At 44.0% G+C, this 17,347-nt stretch carries 14 protein-coding genes; 7 read left to right on the top strand and 7 right to left on the bottom strand.

The genetic code is table 11. The features are described 5' to 3' along the window. The 3 genes from EHO59_RS11255 to EHO59_RS11245 are packed head-to-tail and all read right to left on the bottom strand — an operon-like array spanning position 1 to position 3,189. Complete coding sequence (locus tag EHO59_RS11255) at positions 1 to 2,301, bottom strand: DNA polymerase domain-containing protein (RefSeq protein WP_135588029.1); 2,301 nt, start codon at positions 2,299 to 2,301, stop codon at positions 1 to 3. 1 nt (position 2,302) lies between these two features. Next, complete coding sequence (locus EHO59_RS11250; protein ID WP_135588027.1) at positions 2,303 to 2,557, bottom strand: DUF8156 family protein; 255 nt, start codon at positions 2,555 to 2,557, stop codon at positions 2,303 to 2,305. Next, the gene (locus EHO59_RS11245; protein ID WP_135588025.1) at positions 2,542 to 3,189 is read right to left on the bottom strand and encodes a hypothetical protein; all 648 of its coding nucleotides are present in this window, start codon (positions 3,187 to 3,189) and stop codon (positions 2,542 to 2,544) included. Before EHO59_RS11245 ends, EHO59_RS11250 begins: the two co-directional genes overlap by 16 nt. 65 nt (positions 3,190 to 3,254) lie before the next feature. Here EHO59_RS11245 and EHO59_RS11240 point away from each other — a divergent pair, with 65 nt between their 5' ends. After that, positions 3,255 to 3,827, top strand: a complete 573-nt coding sequence (locus EHO59_RS11240) for a Pycsar system effector family protein (protein WP_246052856.1) — start codon at positions 3,255 to 3,257, stop codon at positions 3,825 to 3,827. A 61-nt stretch (positions 3,828 to 3,888) separates the two neighbouring features. On the opposite strand, the gene EHO59_RS11235 is transcribed toward EHO59_RS11240, so the two are convergent. The 3 genes from EHO59_RS11235 to EHO59_RS11225 form a co-directional block, all read right to left on the bottom strand. Continuing rightward, complete coding sequence (locus tag EHO59_RS11235) at positions 3,889 to 5,862, bottom strand: hypothetical protein (protein ID WP_135588023.1); 1,974 nt, start codon at positions 5,860 to 5,862, stop codon at positions 3,889 to 3,891. Positions 5,863 to 5,955: 93 nt separating this feature from the next. Then, a complete protein-coding gene (gene glyA, locus EHO59_RS11230) occupies positions 5,956 to 7,203 on the bottom strand; it encodes a serine hydroxymethyltransferase (RefSeq protein WP_135588097.1) in 1,248 nt (415 codons plus the stop codon). A gap of 26 nt (positions 7,204 to 7,229) precedes the next feature. Next, complete coding sequence (locus tag EHO59_RS11225; protein ID WP_135588021.1) at positions 7,230 to 8,063, bottom strand: lipoate--protein ligase family protein; 834 nt, start codon at positions 8,061 to 8,063, stop codon at positions 7,230 to 7,232. Between the two features lie 372 nt (positions 8,064 to 8,435). Between EHO59_RS11225 and EHO59_RS11220 the strand changes: the two genes are divergently transcribed. Both EHO59_RS11220 and EHO59_RS11215 read left to right on the top strand, forming a co-directional pair. After that, positions 8,436 to 9,122: an SGNH/GDSL hydrolase family protein gene (locus tag EHO59_RS11220; RefSeq protein WP_135588019.1), complete on the top strand. Its 687-nt coding sequence runs from the start codon at positions 8,436 to 8,438 to the stop codon at positions 9,120 to 9,122. A 1-nt stretch (position 9,123) separates the two neighbouring features. After that, a complete protein-coding gene (locus EHO59_RS11215) occupies positions 9,124 to 9,951 on the top strand; it encodes a hypothetical protein (RefSeq protein WP_135588017.1) in 828 nt (275 codons plus the stop codon). A gap of 94 nt (positions 9,952 to 10,045) precedes the next feature. Here EHO59_RS11215 and EHO59_RS11210 read toward each other — a convergent pair whose 3' ends face one another. Then, complete coding sequence (locus EHO59_RS11210) at positions 10,046 to 10,885, bottom strand: rhomboid family intramembrane serine protease (protein WP_135588015.1); 840 nt, start codon at positions 10,883 to 10,885, stop codon at positions 10,046 to 10,048. A 98-nt stretch (positions 10,886 to 10,983) separates the two neighbouring features. Between EHO59_RS11210 and EHO59_RS11205 the strand changes: the two genes are divergently transcribed. The 4 genes from EHO59_RS11205 to lpdA all read left to right on the top strand — a co-directional run bounded on the left by EHO59_RS11205 (position 10,984) and on the right by lpdA (position 17,338). Next, complete coding sequence (locus tag EHO59_RS11205; RefSeq protein ID WP_135588013.1) at positions 10,984 to 11,937, top strand: MBL fold metallo-hydrolase; 954 nt, start codon at positions 10,984 to 10,986, stop codon at positions 11,935 to 11,937. After that, complete coding sequence (locus EHO59_RS11200; RefSeq protein WP_135588011.1) at positions 11,934 to 14,390, top strand: penicillin-binding protein 1A; 2,457 nt, start codon at positions 11,934 to 11,936, stop codon at positions 14,388 to 14,390. Before EHO59_RS11205 ends, EHO59_RS11200 begins: the two co-directional genes overlap by 4 nt. A gap of 278 nt (positions 14,391 to 14,668) precedes the next feature. Then, positions 14,669 to 15,919: a 2-oxoglutarate dehydrogenase complex dihydrolipoyllysine-residue succinyltransferase gene (gene odhB / locus EHO59_RS11195; RefSeq protein WP_135588008.1), complete on the top strand. Its 1,251-nt coding sequence runs from the start codon at positions 14,669 to 14,671 to the stop codon at positions 15,917 to 15,919. 15 nt (positions 15,920 to 15,934) lie between these two features. Next, positions 15,935 to 17,338: a dihydrolipoyl dehydrogenase gene (lpdA, locus tag EHO59_RS11190; RefSeq protein WP_135588006.1), complete on the top strand. Its 1,404-nt coding sequence runs from the start codon at positions 15,935 to 15,937 to the stop codon at positions 17,336 to 17,338. Positions 17,339 to 17,347: the final 9 nt, after the last annotated feature.

The raw sequence follows: 17,347 nt of genomic DNA, 5'->3' as shown, positions 1-17,347 counted from the left end.
TTAGAAATCAAATCTTCCTTGTGGATCGATCAATGCATCGAAATCTTTAAAAGAAGCGAACTCCAACCAGATTTCCCGAAAGACTGAGACTAAAAGCTCTCTATAATATTCTAGATCTATTCCTTTCTTCACTCTTTCTGGATGGAGCTGCAATTCTTCCTCAGGCATATATCTTCTGTCTGCATTCTTTGCCTTTCTGTTGAGCACTATATATTTAAGCTTCTCTCCTGCCTGCACGTCCATTCCCATATCTTTCAGTTTCATCATAGATAGTGCAGTTGCGCCCATGACTTCGTATTCTTCCAATTCCTTGGAACTGGATTTGAGCAAGAGAAGTTCTTCCGGTGGGACTTCTCCTCTTCTCAACATGGAATCGTATTTGTGATAAATGGTAAGTATCTCGCTTTCTGCTTCCTGCAAATCCCGAATCGTAACCTTGCCTCTCATCCATTCCAACATTTCCTCTTGAACCCTTCGCACAAAATAGGGAAGATCCTTTCTTCTGGCTCCTATACCTCTGCATTTCAGTTTGCCGGATTGAAATCTTCCCATATATCTATTGGCGACAGGCATTTCTCTGTCTTGGCTGGAAGGAGGAAATAGTAGCCAGGTGTAAATCCCATCTACTTCCATTTTTATATCCGTTTTTTTATGTATTTCTTCGCAGAGCTTATTTAATTCCTCATCGGAGAAGGGAGTAGAACCTGGTTTTTTGATAAAGATACTATCCGTGATCGCATGTACGAATTCGTATCCGTAGTTCTCTGCGGTTTCTTTTGCAAGCAGAAGCTTCTCTCTACCGAATGCGTTCACGCTTTCATGACTTTCCAATCTTCCGAATTTAGCGTTTCTATATCCAAGATATCCGAAGGAAGTTACAAGCATCCATTTCAAGCTGGCTTGCTTTGCATTGTACGCTTCTAATACTTCTCCCGAGGTGATCTTGGATTGTTGTTTGTAATGAGCCCTTCTCTTTAGCACATGCTCGAGAGCTTCCGAGACAATCCCTTTACGTTTTTTGCATATACGATATCCTATATCTGGAACTATATTCACGTCCGAATCCGGGCCGCAGCACATGCAATTTACACATTCAGGAGAAATATTGTGATTTGCCATGATACTTGGATACATTTGGGCAAAATCCAATTGGGCCACATTCTCCGCAGTCTTGCCCTCTGAAATATTGGGTTGAAAAACGAGTCCTCCCTTATCCGCTTCTAAAAGTTGGAGAGCTGTCTTTGGAGCCTCTACCGCACTTTTTTGCCAAGGGACTAGATAGCCTCTTCTTAAGGCCACATCCATTTCTATATAGGTGAGTGCCTTGCCGGTGGATGCTCTGGCCATTTTTTGCATCGGGAGCCTGGAGAGTCTTGCGAGTTCAACTATTCCTAGGAGATCGGCTTCCTTATATACGAAGCTATTTTTGGAATCTATATGCCATCTTCCGAATAGAGGATAAGAAGGTGCCCGAAATACGATATTTCCGTAGGTGAAATAGCTAGTGCCCTTGGTCGTTATATGTCTGCGGATGGGAGTGGATCTATCTCGATCCAATGCGGGAAGAAAACCAATCCTCTGGGCTTGGGAAAACAGATAAGGAAAGATTACTTGGTCCCCATGTCTGGAAAGAATGATATCTGGATCTTCCATCTTAAGAAGAATATCTAGTTTCTCTAATAAATCTCTCGGGTCCTTGCACAGTAGTTCGTGATAGTCTGTTTTGGTTCGAATAACCAGAGGATTGGATTCGAGACAGATCCTATGGCTTTTCTTTAATTCCAAATACATGGTCTTGAGTTCTGGTATTTTATAATCCATGATCTCGGGAGAATCATCGGATCTAACATTGACGATCCTTCTTCCTCCCGGATCTTCTGTGTATTCGATCTCCATTTCGCAAAGAGGAAAGAGCCCTTTCTGGAACATATAACTAGTAGGAAGGTCCATGTCTGAATGATAGATATCGAATTTGCCGTACAAGGCATATAGCTTGCGGCTGATCCTGGGCAGAACGGAGGGGCGGGAGATAACTATCCTTAAGACCGGGACTATCTCATTTTCGTAAAATAGTTTTCTTCTTTCGTATCGAGGAGGTTCGGAGATGGAGACTGCATCCAGCTCATAGAGACGTTTTACTAATTTGCTCAGTAGTGCCTCTTCTCCCTTGGCATAAATGATAGGATAAAATTTATCTAAGAAGAGAAGTGGCCTTCCTTCTTCGTCCTTTAGCCAAAGATATACAGTATCCTCTGCATGATATACGTCGAAGAGATGGCCCTTCGCGATTCTGGATTCCAATTTATTCTCTGAGATTTTCTAATTCTTTTCTGAGCCGAAAGATCTCTTTTTTGAGATCTATCATCATAGTGAGAAGCATCGTATCTATAGGATAAGGAGAAGATGCCATGACTCCTGCTTGGACCTGCAACTTTGCAACTCGTATCAGCTCGTCGAAGATTTCCTGATCCGGCTTGCGAAGTCCTCTCCTGAATTGGCCCAGGCTGGATTCTACATACTGCATTTGCCTGGAATAGGGGATTACTGTTCTGCCCATGATTGTCTCCCTACCGGACTCGAAACGATCTCGGGTGCGGTTTTGGTTTTTCTGATTTTCAAATAGGAATGGCCTTCGACCACTCTGAGCTCCCATAGATCTTCAGAGAGCTCTACTAGTTTGGGAAAGATTGCCTGGAATGTGGGATGAGTATAACGAGTGGATTCGACAACTATAATAGGGATCTTTTGGGATCTCATGTATTGAAGGATTAATACTAGTTTTTCTAATAGAAACTTACCTTCATCATCTTGTACATCCCCATCGAAAAATTGTTTGCAGGGTGCTAAAAGGAAATAGATCGTATTATCTTTTTTGAATTTAGATATATCTTTAAGAGAATCCAGGATCTGGTACGGGGTAAATGCTCTTTGGACTAATATCTTTTCTAAGAGTGCCTCAGGAGAAACCCTTCTCTTCCGGGTCTCATCCGTAATGATAAAAGGATCGAAACGAATTGCACAGTCCAGATTGAAGACTTGAAATCCGGATACTGCAAATGCGTATTCCCAGCGAAGAGCTAAACGATAGATTCCTTCTCTTCCTGTAAGAAGTCCCAGACTATTTCGACCCCAGCCCAAAACAGGACGATAGAGATCTTCTCTGAAACCATCCAAAGGATTTAGATCCATAAATACTAATTATATGATAAGTGAAATTATGTAAAGTATTTTGAGTCCACCTGTTCCGGAAACGAATGTCAAATTATGTCTTGTCGGAAATTATTGACCGCAATCATTGGACTAAAATGGAATCCGATTATTTTAAAAACGTTCACGCTAGATCTTCGGTGGATTATCTTTTTAGGACTGTGCACCAACATCATTCTCAATTGAGTATGATGGCGGACCAAAAGGCGAATATACTGATCGCTGCTTCCTTCGTAATACTTTCTCTTTCCTTGGGCTACGTTCAGAAACCTACATATAGAGTCGGGCTCATGACTCTTATGGTATTCATAGTAGTCGCAGCAACACTTGCCATCTTTGCTGTCATGCCAACGATCAAACAGAAAAAGAACGGCAGTTCAAATCCTCTCTTCTTTGGAAATTTCGCAACCGGCACGGAACCGGATTTTATGAAGCAGATGGAAGCTATTGTGAACCAAGATCCTTTTGTCTATGAGGCATTGACTCGAGATCTCTATCAGATGGGCAAGGCTTTGTATTTTAGAAAATACAAGTATCTACGCTGGAGTTATCGCTGCTTTCTTGTAGGATTTATTTCTGCGGTAGTTCTGATTCTATTGGAGCTCAGGGGAGTAATTTAAAATTTCTTAATACAGGCTTTCTTGCGAAAGCCTGTACGTGCCAGATCCGAGAGGAGATGGATTAAGGGGAAGGCTTTATTTGGATCGGCACAAAACGGTTCAATATCTCTCTTGCTATCCGATTCAGCCTGGGTTTTCCTTCCGCTTCTAAGAGGATCCAATTTGCATAATCAATGCTGAACATATCCTTGATATTCTTTCCAGTTTTTGTCCACTGCTGATCCACTCTTTTCTTTGCCTCGACGGTTAGATGAGGGTTTCTTCGAAAGTTCTCTATATAGTTGAAATACTCAGAAGTGATCGAGGCAGGAATTGATTCCTTCCACTTATGACCTCTTAAGCTCCTTTCTGTTTCCCAACGGAACTCACCTAAGACTTTCGTAACGATTAAGGTCAACTTCTCTCCTAAGATCATAGGAAATAGGATCCTGCAATACGATAGATTATCTTCTACAGAATCCTGCCAGAGGATTCCTCGATTTCCTGCATAAGGAAGTAGAATACAGTCCGCATACATTTCTCTCTTTGAAGAATTGTCCGGGCTTTGGTTAGAAGAAGGTGAATCATTGAGCTGTCTTATGAAAAGACCTGGATCCGTTTTGAGCACCTTCTCCGCTTGTGTTATAATATTATTTGGAAAAGCAAGATTATCCTCAGTGAGTCCATAGAATTGATCTTCTGCTGAGATCGGATAGGATAAGTTCGGACTCAAGGAAATTCCCGTAAGTCCGTGAGAGAGCAGATTTTCCAATTCCCAATCCAGAATATGAGAAAGATATTCTTTGCTCTGTAGATTCTCTTCTTCAAGAGTTTGGTTCCAGCGAAGTTCCGATTTTTTTACCTGTTCGTAGCTTTGCCCTAATTGGTTCTTAGAAGGTTTTTTCTTGCCTGCTAAGATCAGATTCAACCAGTCAGGAAGAAGATGGATCGAAAGTTTTGCTTCTGCATATTGAAGATCCGAGATAGAGGTTTGGAAATTGCTGATAGCGTTTTCTAATTCCTTGATCCGTTTGGTGGGAAAAAGTTCCTCGTCCAAATAGAAATAATGCAAAAAAAGAAGAACAGGTTTCGGAACACTTGCCCTATGAGCGCGAAATTTAATGAAGCAGGCCTTGTAGAGATGAATTAGAATTTTATAATCTTCTTCTTTGTGTTGTCTGCGAAGTAAGCCTGGATGTTCCTTAAATATTCCGACTAGACGAACGATCTCTCCCTGGTGGCTTGTGTTTAATCCTGAATACTCGAGGATTTGCAATAAACTGTTCTTATATTCTTCTGGAACCGCCGGATCCTTGAATATTGAATCTGCTTTGGTTGTATCCGTCCATTGCTCGTCTATTTTAGGGTCTAATTCCGGAGAAGTTTGGAGCTGTAGGATCAGGCTTGTGCCTTCTTGGGAGATTAGGATCGCTTCTGAACGGAACCATCTCTTGCTTTCGTTAGGAATTAGTACTTGTATCTTACCGTATCTGGAAAGGGAGAAGGAGGAGTTTCCTTTTTTCGTATAAATTACTGCCTTGAATTCTTTCTGAACAGAGCTCGCATCCAACTCTTGTGTCTTTATGAGTGCGGGAAAGATCTCTTCAGAATCGGTCTTTAGGATTGCTGTGATAAATTTTTTCGGATGTCCTTGGTGATCTTCAATCAAATGATCCAAGGTATGAATGGTCAGAATATCTTTCCAAGCAGGGCGATTGCTTTGTTCAGCTAAGAACTGCAAAAATTCAGGAAGAAAATACCTTCTATACCAAGCTGGATCTTCCGCTAATCTCTTCAGATCTGTATCCGACACCTGATCTAAAAAGGAATGAAAGAGAGGTATATCTTTGGAATGGAATTTGTGTAATTGTAGCTTGGTTAATATCCTCGTTTTATACTCTTTCGAAAGAGAATTCTTTCGACGTAAGTGACGTTGGACGAAATAGGCTGTCAATAATACTGCTACAAGGAAGATAGTCCCTTTGGCTACAGAACTCCAAGAGAATTCGGGCCAAATCAGGATGGGGCCGCCAGTGTCCTGGCCTAGGAGAAACATGCGAAAAATAATAAATTCTATAAAAGAACCGTCAAGAGGTTTCTCGCGGTGAGGAATGGTTCTCCGGTCTTTCGACCGGAGAGATATCGGATCTCAGTCTAAGCGGAAGCTATTCATCGGAAATTGTTGAGTAATTTCCTTCACTCCGTTACGAACTTTCTCCTTGGTTTTCTCATCATCAGGATTGTCCAAGAAATCGCAGATCAGGTTTCCTACTTTTTCGATATCAGCAGGCTTTAAACCTCTAGTAGTTAGCGCAGGAGTTCCTAAGCGGATCCCGGAAGCGACTGCAGGAGGATTTTGATCGAATGGGATCGCGTTTTTGTTCACTGTTACTCCCACTTCGTCCAACCCATCGGCAGCCTTAGCACCGGTGAGACCTTTTACGGAAACATCCAATAGTACCAGGTGATTGTCTGTGCCACCGCTCACCACTCTGAATCCTCTCTTCACGAATACTTCTGCGAGAGTCTTTGCGTTTGCGAGAACTGTTTCTATGTATTTCTTGTAATCCGGAGACAATGCCTCACCGAAAGCCACTGCTTTGGCTGCGATCACGTGCATTAAGGGTCCGCCTTGGATCCCAGGGAAAACTCTAGAATTTAGTATTTTCTCATTTTCTAATTTAGAAAGAATTAATCCACCTCTCGGACCTCTTAGGGTCTTATGAGTGGTAGTAGTAACATAGTCGAAACTAGGAATAGGAGAAGGATGATATCCTGTTGCTACTAGACCGGATATATGAGCGATGTCCGCCATGAGTTTTGCGCCCACGCTTTTGGCGATCTCAGCAAATTTATCGAAATCGATTGTCCTAGAATAGGCAGAAGCACCTGCAACGATCAGTTTCGGTTTATGTTCTTTTGCAAGCGCTGCAAGAGCGGAATAATCGATGGTTTCGGTTTTAGGATCCACACCGTACGGGATTGGTTTATAATATCTTCCGCTGATGTTTACTGGAGAGCCGTGGGTTAAGTGACCTCCATGAGCCAGGTTCATTCCTAAGAAAGAATCACCAGGTTCCATGCAAGCCAAGAAGACCGCCATGTTTGCCTGAGCTCCGGAGTGGGGTTGCACGTTTGCGTATTCTGCGCTAAAGATTTTTTTAGCTCTTTCGATCGCTAAGGATTCGACCGCATCCGCGTTCACACAGCCATTATAATATCTTTTGCCAGGATAACCTTCCGCATACTTATTCGTGAGAGTGGAGCCGTAAGCCTCCAAAACCGCTTGGGACACGAAGTTCTCGGAGGCGATCATTTCCAGGTTCTCGTCCTGTCTTTGGTCCTCTGCTTTCAAAGCTCGGAAAATTTCGGGATCTTGTTGGGGAAGGTATTTCATCGTTTCCTCGGTTTGGTTTTTGGAGATCATTCTCCCAGAATATAGGGCAGGTTTGCGTATTTTTCCTGAAATAGGCGATTCGTGTCCTTGCGAACTGATTGTAAGAAGGAAGAGTCGACTCCCATACCCAGGTTTTCAACCCCCATATAATCCGCAAATAAAAGGGAAAGGTCTTCCTTGAATTTTCCAGGCGAAAAAGAAGAAGGAAGGGAAGTCACGAAGCTATCATGGGCCCTTCCTTTTCTATAATCCGGTTCTTCGGGAGGATGGGGAAGAAGTTCCGTCACCAATGGGATCAGTCTAGAATCCAGGATCAGAGTTCCATGCTGCACGATGCAGTCCCTCTTTCTGAACTGAGCATTCCCCGAGATCTTCTTCCAATGGCCTGGAGAAAGTTCCATAGCCAGATCCGATTTGCCCTTGCACTTTGTGGAAAGCCCTTGGCGGTTCAGGGCAGAAGAAATGAGGCCTAGAAAAATTTGATAAGAACCGGAAACAGGATATAATTCAGGCTTAACCTTTAGAGAGACAAACAAACTAAAATTCAAATTCCAGTTCGGCTCATGGACTACGGTCCCGCCTCCGCTGGCTCTTCGCGCGATATACACCGGATCATGCGAAGAAGGTTTCTTAGGCAATGGTCTTGTTTGAAACTCGGATAAAAAGGGATTAAGATTCTCTTTGCCCGCACATATCTCTGGTTTTTCAGAAAGCCCTAGAATAATAGAACGCGGTCCTTCCCAAAAACGCAAACCAGCTACTAGTCCGTGAGAAACCAATTGAAGAGCGAGTGCCTCTTCCATTGCCAAATTATAATAAGGAGTTCGGATCGCTTTTTGATTCAGTAAGAAGGTCCGCATGGATAAGAACCAAACTAAAGTATAAGCTCAATTCGTCCAAGGGTTTTAAATCGTTCGAAAGGCTTTTCTAGAAAGAGAATGGAGTTGGGGATAGGTAATACGAAATCCCCGAGGCATTTTCATCCTTATATCCATTAGACTGCTTTCCACTTACTAAAGGATTTTCAAATTTTTGTCCTTCATGGAACGGATTTTTTGAACCGCGTTCCATTTATATATTCAATTATTATAATATACTAGGGTTCATTTTTCGTTACGTTATGTAGAGACTTTAGTCTAGTTAAGTTCAAGTTCACTTGAAGTTTACGGTTTTTAGAAAAATAGAAACTTAGAGGAAGTTTCCTCTGTCCTAATAATAGAGAATTAAAAAAAATGAATATAGATTGTATAAATAAAAAAGATCTATTCTCGAATCAACATTCGGACTCCGGTCTCTATTTGCGAGCCACAGGAAAATTTATCGCCTTATTCCTTGTGGCCTTTCTATCTTTTTGCACCAGCCCTGGTGAAAAGGATTCTAAGAATAACAAATTATATAAACCGACCTTCGCATTATTCGGGGATAGCATTTCCGCCTTTTGGCCGGTGGAAGATCAGTTTTCCGATTTTCAAACGTATAAGGTGGCCTTCCCTGTTCGAAGCACGATAGAGATCCAAAGCGCTGCTATCAACAATACCGGTCATTATCGGGTATGTATGTTGAACGGGGGAGTAAACGATTTCCTGAGCAATTACGAACCTACTTGGGAAGAAGTCCAGACAACGGTCGATCGCCAGGTCCAAACGATAGGAATTCTAAGAAGCCACTGCGATTATATCATCGCTCTAAACACTTGGAACGTCAAGCTTCCTTGGCCGGTAGAGGCCGCTAGCATGATCAATACTGAAATGAAGGCAAAGGTAAATTTTGTTCCTAGAGTTGATCCGGAAGATCTGATCCATCCTGAAATGCTTTTGGACGGAGGACATTTGACTCCGGAAGGTTACGGAATTCTTTCGGAACGTGTCCGCAATTATCTGAAGCTGACATTGCCCGAGTTCTGGTTGGAATATATGTAGTATGAAATCCTTATATACCATACTACTCAGTTTCGGTCTCCTGTCGATCTTCTCGACAGGAGAATTGCTTGCTGCTCCTTCCTTTGTTTCTTCTGGCAAAAACGCTTATCTTCCTTATCCGGTCTGGGGACAATCCATCGGGGTATATAATATAATCGTGATGAATGCGGATGCTGCGGATTATAGTAGATCTCCCGACTATGAGAGAACAAGGACAGCGTCATTAAATGGAGAATTGAAACTCGGAAATTATTTCTCTGTCTCCGGAGGATACGGATATGTGGATCAGTATGCTACCAAAGCTACTTCTTGGAGTGGCTGGGATAGATGGAAGGCGGGACTCAAGTCATTCTATAGATTCGGGATCTTATCCATCGGTGCTGGAGTGAGCGTTTATGGTCCTGCGGTTTCTCAGCCATGGACTGGAGAGAGAAATCCGAATTGGCTTCTGCTTAGGCCCCAGGTCGGGTTTGCTTTAGATTTCGGTAAGACCAAATTCCAGGCCTACGGTTTATATGAAAGAGAAACGGATTCTCATTTCCAAGATCCGATCCAGGATAAGTTCTATAGATATATGGAAGCAGGAGCGACTCTTTCTTATGAAACGGATTGGAGAGTGATCCTTTTGTTGGAAACCACATATCGTGCAGCTGTAGAAGGAACCATCTCCCAGAGATCGGATGCATTCAATCTTCATCCGGGAGTCCAGATTCTTGTAGGAGAAAATTCAAGGATAGCGATCAGTGCTCTCTTCGGTTTGAGAGAGAATAATACATACGACAGAGGGATTCGTATCGGATACCAATACATTCTTCCTTTAGATGAGTGAATATCTCCGGGAAAGAGCAGGTTCCGATTAGGTTTCCAAAGGTGTCTTTTTAAGCGAGTTTAGGAGAAAGCTCGCTTAAAAAAATAAGAGATCCTTATTCGCCCGGATCGTAATACTTAGTAGAGGCGTCCTTTAGGAATTTCTTCTCTTTCCGATTTAAAGAGTTCATTCCTTCCTTAGAGATCTTTTCTAAGAGGCGATCCACTTCTTCTTTGGCTTTTTCGCGATTCTTCATCTCTTCTTGCCAGCGATTCATCTTTCTTTTCTGTCTCCAGCGAGAGAAGGAAAAACTAGGAAGGCTGATCCCGAATCTATACTTTAACTTAGTATAATATAAGAAATACAATCCTCCGGCTGCCATTCCTCCTAACTCGGTTGCGACAGGAACTCCTGCGCTGAGTCCGGAAACAGCAAGGATCAATAAGAAGATGATCACCAGATACTTTGCCTTGATCGGAAAAATTCCCCAGAAATAGATCTCTCTATTCGGCCAGATCAATGCGAATGCGACCAAGAGTCCTGCTAGAGGTGCAAGCAGTCCTAGAACGACTCCCTGTGGGAATCCCATCAGATAAGCGATAACTGGTGCGACTCCTCCGCCAAAGATACAGAACATATAGTATTTTAGAAAATTCTTACTTCCCCAATGAGACTCGAGGCTAGAGCCGAACATCCAAAGAGAGAGCATGCTAAATAGAAGATGAAAGATTGCAGTGGGATGATGAAAGAATCCGTACGTGAAGATCTGCCAGAAAAAGAACTTTCTGAGCACTAACTCCGGAACGAGCCCGAAGATCTCTAAGAGCCTAAGCACTAATTCGGGAAAAGCAAGTTTCAGGATGAATTCTGCGGCGAAGATCCCGAAATTCAAAAACAAAAGCCTGCGCACTATAGAAGTGGTCTGGATCCCGAATCCGCTAGAGAAAGACGCCATCGCCCCTAGTTTTAACTCTTCCTTCCGAACGACAACCCAAATCCCGAATTTTGTTTCCTTTGACAGTTGGGATGATCTATAGTAAATGTTCCTACAAGATGGAAATTTTTTTGTATGGAGTCAGAGGTTCGATCCCTTCCCCCTTATCGAACCAGGAATACAAGGAAAAAGTAATTTCTATCCTTAGATTGGCTGCCAAATCCGAAGGAAAGGCATATACTTCTCCGGAAGAATGGTTCGATCATTTGCCGGAACCTCTAAATTATGTAGTGGGCGGAAATACTACCTGCGTTCGGATCCGATCTTCTACCGGCGCGGAATTGATCGTGGATTTGGGAACAGGAGCAAGGGTCCTGGGAGAAGATCTAGACCGAGAAAAATTCGGCAAAGGGCAAGGAGAGGCCTCCGTCTTCTTCACTCATACTCATTGGGATCATATTCATGGGATCCCTTTTTTCAAGCCTCTCTATATTCCCGGAAATAAATTCGTATTCCATTCCCCGCTTGCAGATCTTCCAGAAAGATTGAAATACCAGCAAGATCCTAGATTCTTTCCCATCCATTTCGATCATTTTGGTTCCGAGAGAAGTTTTCATCATTTGAAGAAGGGAGAAAATCTGGAGATCGGAGGAGTGAAAATAGAATGGCTTCCTCTCAAACATCCGGGAGGCTCCATCGCCTATAAATTCACGGAGGCCGGCAAAAGTTTTATTTTCGCCACCGACGCAGAATACAATGGGGAAGATTTTCCTTTGATCCAGGAACAGAAACCTTTCTTTCAAGGAGCGGATCTTTTGGTTTTGGATGCGCAGTACACCTTGGACGAATCCTTTCAAAAATTCGATTGGGGTCATACTGCCTACACGATGGCAGTCAACTGCGCTTCTTCCTGGGAAGTGAAAACCTTGGCTTTGACCCACCATGAACCAGCGTATTCGGACGAAATTTTAGCCATCATCTTGGATGACGCCAAAACCCATGCTGAGAATCTTGGAGCTAAGGACCTTTCCATCGTCCTGGCTAGAGAAGGAATGAAATTCGAACTTGTATGAATCTATTTAGCAACGGAATTCACTGGGCAGTTAAAGCGCTCTTAGGACTCGCATTATTTGGGGGTTTGCTTTTCGGTTACATTCTTTCGGAAGTGGACGAAGGGGGAGAGCTTGCAATTCTTGCTTCTTATCAGCCGACCACTCCTACTCGTCTTTATGATAATAACGGGATCGTATTTGCTGAGCTGTATCGCCACAAGCAGCAGCTTTTAAAATACCAGGACATTCCTCCTCATGTAGTCCAGGCCTTCCTTTCTGTGGAGGATAATAATTTCTTCAATCACTTCGGGATAGATTTTTCTGCGATCATGAGAGCTGCAGTGGTGAACGTGATCTCCGGAAGGATCAAACAGGGTGGTTCCACTCTTACCCAGCAGTTGGCTAAGACCGTACTGAACAATAGAAAGAAATCATTCATACGTAAATTCGTAGAAGCACTATTCACTCTGCAGATAGAGCAGGAATATTCCAAAGAAGAGATCCTCGAAATTTATTTTAATCTAATATACTTGGGACATGGAACGACTGGACTCGCTTCTGCGGCGGACGTTTACTTCCATAAGGATGTTTCGGATCTGGATGTTGCAGAGGCTGCACTTCTTGCCAGATTGCCCAAGGCTCCTGTAGATTATTCCCCTTACAAGAATCCTGCGGCTTCTAAGAGAGCACATTTAGAAGTTCTAAAGCTTATGGCCGGCCAAGGTTTCGTTCCCACAGAAAAGGTCCAAGGGATTCATGACGATTTTTGGGAGAAGTACTGGCCGATCGTAATCACTCAGTCTCCTTCTCAATCTACCTGGGGAACTAAGCTGAACCGTGCTCCTCATTTTACTGAATTCGTAAGACAACGTTTATTAAAAGAATTGGGCGAAGAAAGGATCTATAGCGGCGGCTTAAAGATTTACACTACTCTGGATGTGAATAAGCAAGAGATCGCCCAAGACGAATTGCGTAAAGCTCTCAAAAAACATGATGATCTAGTTTCAGGTGTTACCGTGAACTATGCGGGTGGCGCGGACAGAGGCCTTGTCGGGATTTACGGGTTTTTAGGTTCCTTATTTCCATTGGCTCCAACTTTCGTGAGCCGTTTGGATGATAAGGCAAACTTCAGAGTGGCTTTAGAAAAAGAGCTAATCGATGCGGCCGACGTATTGAGCCTTTTGACTCCTGCGGACAATGAATCCGCTGCTTTCACTGAATTCCAAAAAAGATCCGCAGTCTTCGGCAAGAACTTACACGTAGAAGGCGCTGCCATCACCATGGATCATACCAACGGGTATATCCAAACGATGGTGGGTGGTTATGAATTCACTCCTAAGAACCAGTTTAACAGAGCGGTGCAAGCTCGAAGACAAACTGGATCTTCTTTCAAGCCGTTCGTATACGGTGCTGCAATTTCCGAAAGAGTAGTCGGTTCCGGAACTGGGATCATGGATGCTCCTCTTACTACATTGACGGAAGAAGGAGAGGGTTGGTCTCCTCAGGATTTCGATGGAGACTTCCAGGGAATGGTGCCATTGTCCAGGGCTCTTTCTATGTCCTTGAACATAGTTTCCGTGCAGGTCTTTCTTCGCACTGGCGCCGATGCAATTATCGATTTTGCATCTCGCTTAACCAAGGCTGATAAGAGTAGATTTCCTGCGAGTCCTGCTCTTGCTCTCGGAATTGCGGAACTTACTCCTTACGAAATGGCAGTGGGTTATTCCATCATCGCAAATAAGGGAAGGAATGTGATCCCGATCGCAGTCCGTTATGTGATCGATCAATCCGGAAACGTAATCTATAATGAAGAGTCTGTTGCTCGTGCAGAATTAGATCGGGAAAGAGAAGACGGTTCTATCCAAGTCATTACGGAAGGAACAGCATACATTCTTCGTAAGATGCTTACCATGGTTGCCATGGGAGGAACTGCAGCGAACGGTCTTCATAGTCCTGACCAAGGAAATTATAGGGGAGTCGCTGCCGGAAAGACCGGATCCACTTCTTCTTTTACGAATGCATGGTATTGTGGATTCGATCCTAAGCTGACTACGGTGATCTGGTTGGGCTTTGATAAGAGTTCCATCTCTCTCGGAAGAGGGCAGGCAGCAGGAGTTCTTGCGGTTCCTATCTGGGGAAAAATGTACCGTCGTTTTTATAATGGGGAAAATTATCCAGAGTTCGGGGACGAACATGGAAACGATCCGATGCCGGACGAAGTGCAAAGCGGAGGCACCTGTGCCTATAATGGATTGTCTCCTAAGCCGGGAGTTTGTCCTCTTACCCAGAATCTTACCTTGAAGCCGATCACTGTTGCAGGGGTCACTAAGTCAGTACAACCGAATCGTCAATGCGATGGAGACAGGGACCATCATAAGTCCATAGACTTCCGTGAATTCCTGCAGTTGGAATATCAGATCAGCGACGAAGAGATCGGAAAAACGGAACGCAAGTTTAAGCCTAAGACGGATTGAAGAAGGAAGGGCCTTCGAATTTCAGTATAGGATTCGAGAAACTTTAAAAGGGAGGGTTGAAACCCTCTCTGCAAGCGCGACATATTTGATAAACGAAGACGGCCCGAAACAAATTTCGGGCTTTTGTTTTTTCTCCTCCAAATCTAAAATCCTTTCCGAAAACGCCTCCAAAACACGGTTTTGCCAAGAACCGCTTTACAGAATATTTCCGCTTTTCGAAAGTGAAATGGAGGCGGTCTCCGAACGGGACTATATAAACCGACCTCCGTAGGATCAAGATGTCGATAGAGATCAAGGTTCCCGAAATGGGTGAATCCATTACGGAAGCAACAATAGCAAACTGGGTTAAAAAAGAAGGCGAACGAGTAGAACAGGACGAGGTCCTGGTGGAATTGGAAACCGACAAGGTGACCATGGAGGTACCGGCCCCCTCGGCGGGTGTTCTCCAAAAAATTAACAAGAAGCCGGGGGAGACGGTCAAGATCAAAGAAGTAATCGGTCTGATCGATCCATCCGCTACTGCAGCAAAAAGCACTCCTACTACTTCCAGCACTCCTTCCTCAACGAATACAGCACCAACTAACACAAGCAGCCAGGCGCAGAACGATACACTTCCTCCTGCTGTTCGAAAATTGATAGATGATAACGGATTAAATCCTGCTTCTATTTCTGGCTCCGGTAAGAACGGACAAATCACGAAAGAAGATGTGTTAAACGCAATCGCAAATAAACAATCTGCACCTGCGGTTTCCGCAGCACCTGCAGTCGCTAAGTCCGCACCTTCTCCTGAAATTCCTAAAGCGGTACCTGCTGCTTCTAGAGGAAATCTTCCAAGAGAAAATATAGTTCCTATGACCAAACTGCGCCAGACGATCGCGAATCGTTTGGTTTCAGCACAGCATAACGCGGCTCACCTCACTACTTTTAATGAAGTAGATATGAGTGCGGTCATGGATCTTCGTAATAAGTACAAAGACAAGTTCAAAGACGCTCATAACGTAGGTCTGGGATTCATGAGCTTCTTCACCAAGGCGGTGATTGGAGCGCTTAAGCATGTTCCTGCGATCAATGCGGAGATCAGAGGAACAGATCTGGTCTATAAGAATTATTATGATATAGGCGTTGCTGTCGGTGGTCCTAAGGGACTCGTTGTTCCTATCGTTAGGGATTCCGATCTTTTGACTTTTGCTCAGATTGAATCCGAGATCGTAAGGCTCGCGAACAAGGTGAAGGATGGAAAGATCGACCTCTCCGATATGGAAGGTGGAACCTTTACGATCTCTAACGGAGGGATCTACGGTTCTATGATGTCTACTCCTATCCTCAATCCTCCTCAGAGCGGTATCTTAGGACTTCATAATATCGTAAAACGTGCAGTAGTAGTGAACGATCAGATCGTGATCCGACCTATGATGTATGTGGCTCTTTCTTATGACCATAGGGTCGTGGACGGAAAAGAAGCAGTTACCTTCCTCGTGAAAGTAAAAGAAGCGATCGAAGATCCGACTCGCCTTCTTTTGGATGTTTAAGGAAGTCTAATATATATGGCGGAACAATACGACGTATTAGTGATCGGATCGGGCCCTGGAGGCTATGTAAACGCGATCCGTTCAGCGCAACTCGGTCTTAAGACCGGGATCATCGAGAAAAGAAAAACCTTGGGAGGAACCTGCTTGAACGTAGGTTGCATCCCTTCCAAGGCTCTTTTGGATTCTTCTGAAGAATATCATAAGATACTTCATAAGGCAGACGTTCATGGGATCGGAGTTGGAAAAGTTACCCTCGACCTGAACAAGCTTATGGAGCGCAAGAATGGAGTAGTGAAGGAAGTCACCGACGGTGTAGACTACCTCATGAAAAAGAACAAGATCACTCGCTACGAGGGTTTTGGAAAATTACTCGGAGGCGGCCAGGTAGAAGTCGCTTTGGTCGACGGTAAGAAAGAAGTCCTTTCTGCGAAGCATATCGTTCTCGCAACCGGTTCCGTTCCGATCGATATTCCTGGTCTTCCAATGGATGGAAAGACGATCATCACTTCCGACCATGCGATCGATCTGAGAAGTATTCCTAAGAAACTTGTTATTATAGGTGCAGGTGTGATCGGTCTGGAATTGGGTTCCGTATGGGCTCGTCTGGGTTCCGAGGTCACAGTTGTGGAACTTCTTCCAGGCATTATTCCCAACGTGGATCGCTCTTTTGGAAGTTTGATCCAGAGAAGTTTAGAATCACAAGGGTTCAATTTCCTCTTCGAGCATAAGGTTTTGGGAGCAACTACTTCCAAAACAGGCGCAAAAGTGAAGATTGCAGCTCCGGACGGCAAAGAATCCGAGCTAGACGCTGATGTTGTTTTAGTCGCTGTGGGCCGCAGACCATTTATTGATGGGATCGGTTTGGATGCAGCGGGGGTCGAATTAACAGAGAGAAAAAGGATCAAGGTGGATTCTCATTTCCGCACAAACGTTCCTGGCATCTATGCGATCGGTGATGTGATCGACGGACCTATGCTTGCTCATAAGGCCGAAGAAGAAGGCGTTGCTCTCGCGGAACTTATCGCAGGCCAATCCGGACATGTGAACTACAATGCTGTTCCTTTCATCATCTATATCTGGCCTGAGATGGCTTGGGTAGGCAAGGGCGAAGAAGAGCTCAAGGCTGCCGGTATAGAATACAAAGTTGGTAAGTCATTATTTAAGCCGAACGCGAGAGCTAAGGCAATGAACGAAGCGGAAGGCCAAGTTAAAATTTTAGCCGATAAGAAAACTGATAAAGTATTGGGAGCTTTGGTATTCGGACCAAGAGCATCTGATATGATTGCAGAGCTTGCGGTCGCAGTGGAGTTCGGAGCCTCGGCAGAAGATCTTGCCCGTTCCTTCCATGCTCACCCGACACTGGCTGAAGTTGTAAAAGAGGCGGCGATGGCCGTCGATAAATGGGCGATTCACGCCTAATAGGGGAGA

Source organism: Leptospira semungkisensis, assembly GCF_004770055.1.
In the GTDB taxonomy this organism is placed as follows: domain Bacteria; phylum Spirochaetota; class Leptospiria; order Leptospirales; family Leptospiraceae; genus Leptospira_B; species Leptospira_B semungkisensis.
Note: the sequence above shows the minus strand (reverse complement) of the source record. Positions and strands in the feature narration are given on the sequence as shown.

Coding starts and splice junctions, on each gene's coding strand:
- EHO59_RS11250 (WP_135588027.1), bottom strand. CDS start 2,557: ATGGGCAGAACAGTAATCCCCTATTCCAGGCAAATGCAGTATGTAGAA.
- EHO59_RS11245 (WP_135588025.1), bottom strand. CDS start 3,189: ATGGATCTAAATCCTTTGGATGGTTTCAGAGAAGATCTCTATCGTCCT.
- EHO59_RS11240 (WP_246052856.1), top strand. CDS start 3,255: ATGTCAAATTATGTCTTGTCGGAAATTATTGACCGCAATCATTGGACT.
- EHO59_RS11235 (WP_135588023.1), bottom strand. CDS start 5,862: ATGTTTCTCCTAGGCCAGGACACTGGCGGCCCCATCCTGATTTGGCCC.
- glyA (WP_135588097.1), bottom strand. CDS start 7,203: ATGAAATACCTTCCCCAACAAGATCCCGAAATTTTCCGAGCTTTGAAA.
- EHO59_RS11225 (WP_135588021.1), bottom strand. CDS start 8,063: ATGCGGACCTTCTTACTGAATCAAAAAGCGATCCGAACTCCTTATTAT.
- EHO59_RS11220 (WP_135588019.1), top strand. CDS start 8,436: ATGAATATAGATTGTATAAATAAAAAAGATCTATTCTCGAATCAACAT.
- EHO59_RS11215 (WP_135588017.1), top strand. CDS start 9,124: ATGAAATCCTTATATACCATACTACTCAGTTTCGGTCTCCTGTCGATC.
- EHO59_RS11210 (WP_135588015.1), bottom strand. CDS start 10,885: ATGGCGTCTTTCTCTAGCGGATTCGGGATCCAGACCACTTCTATAGTG.
- EHO59_RS11205 (WP_135588013.1), top strand. CDS start 10,984: ATGGAAATTTTTTTGTATGGAGTCAGAGGTTCGATCCCTTCCCCCTTA.
- EHO59_RS11200 (WP_135588011.1), top strand. CDS start 11,934: ATGAATCTATTTAGCAACGGAATTCACTGGGCAGTTAAAGCGCTCTTA.
- odhB (WP_135588008.1), top strand. CDS start 14,669: ATGTCGATAGAGATCAAGGTTCCCGAAATGGGTGAATCCATTACGGAA.
- lpdA (WP_135588006.1), top strand. CDS start 15,935: ATGGCGGAACAATACGACGTATTAGTGATCGGATCGGGCCCTGGAGGC.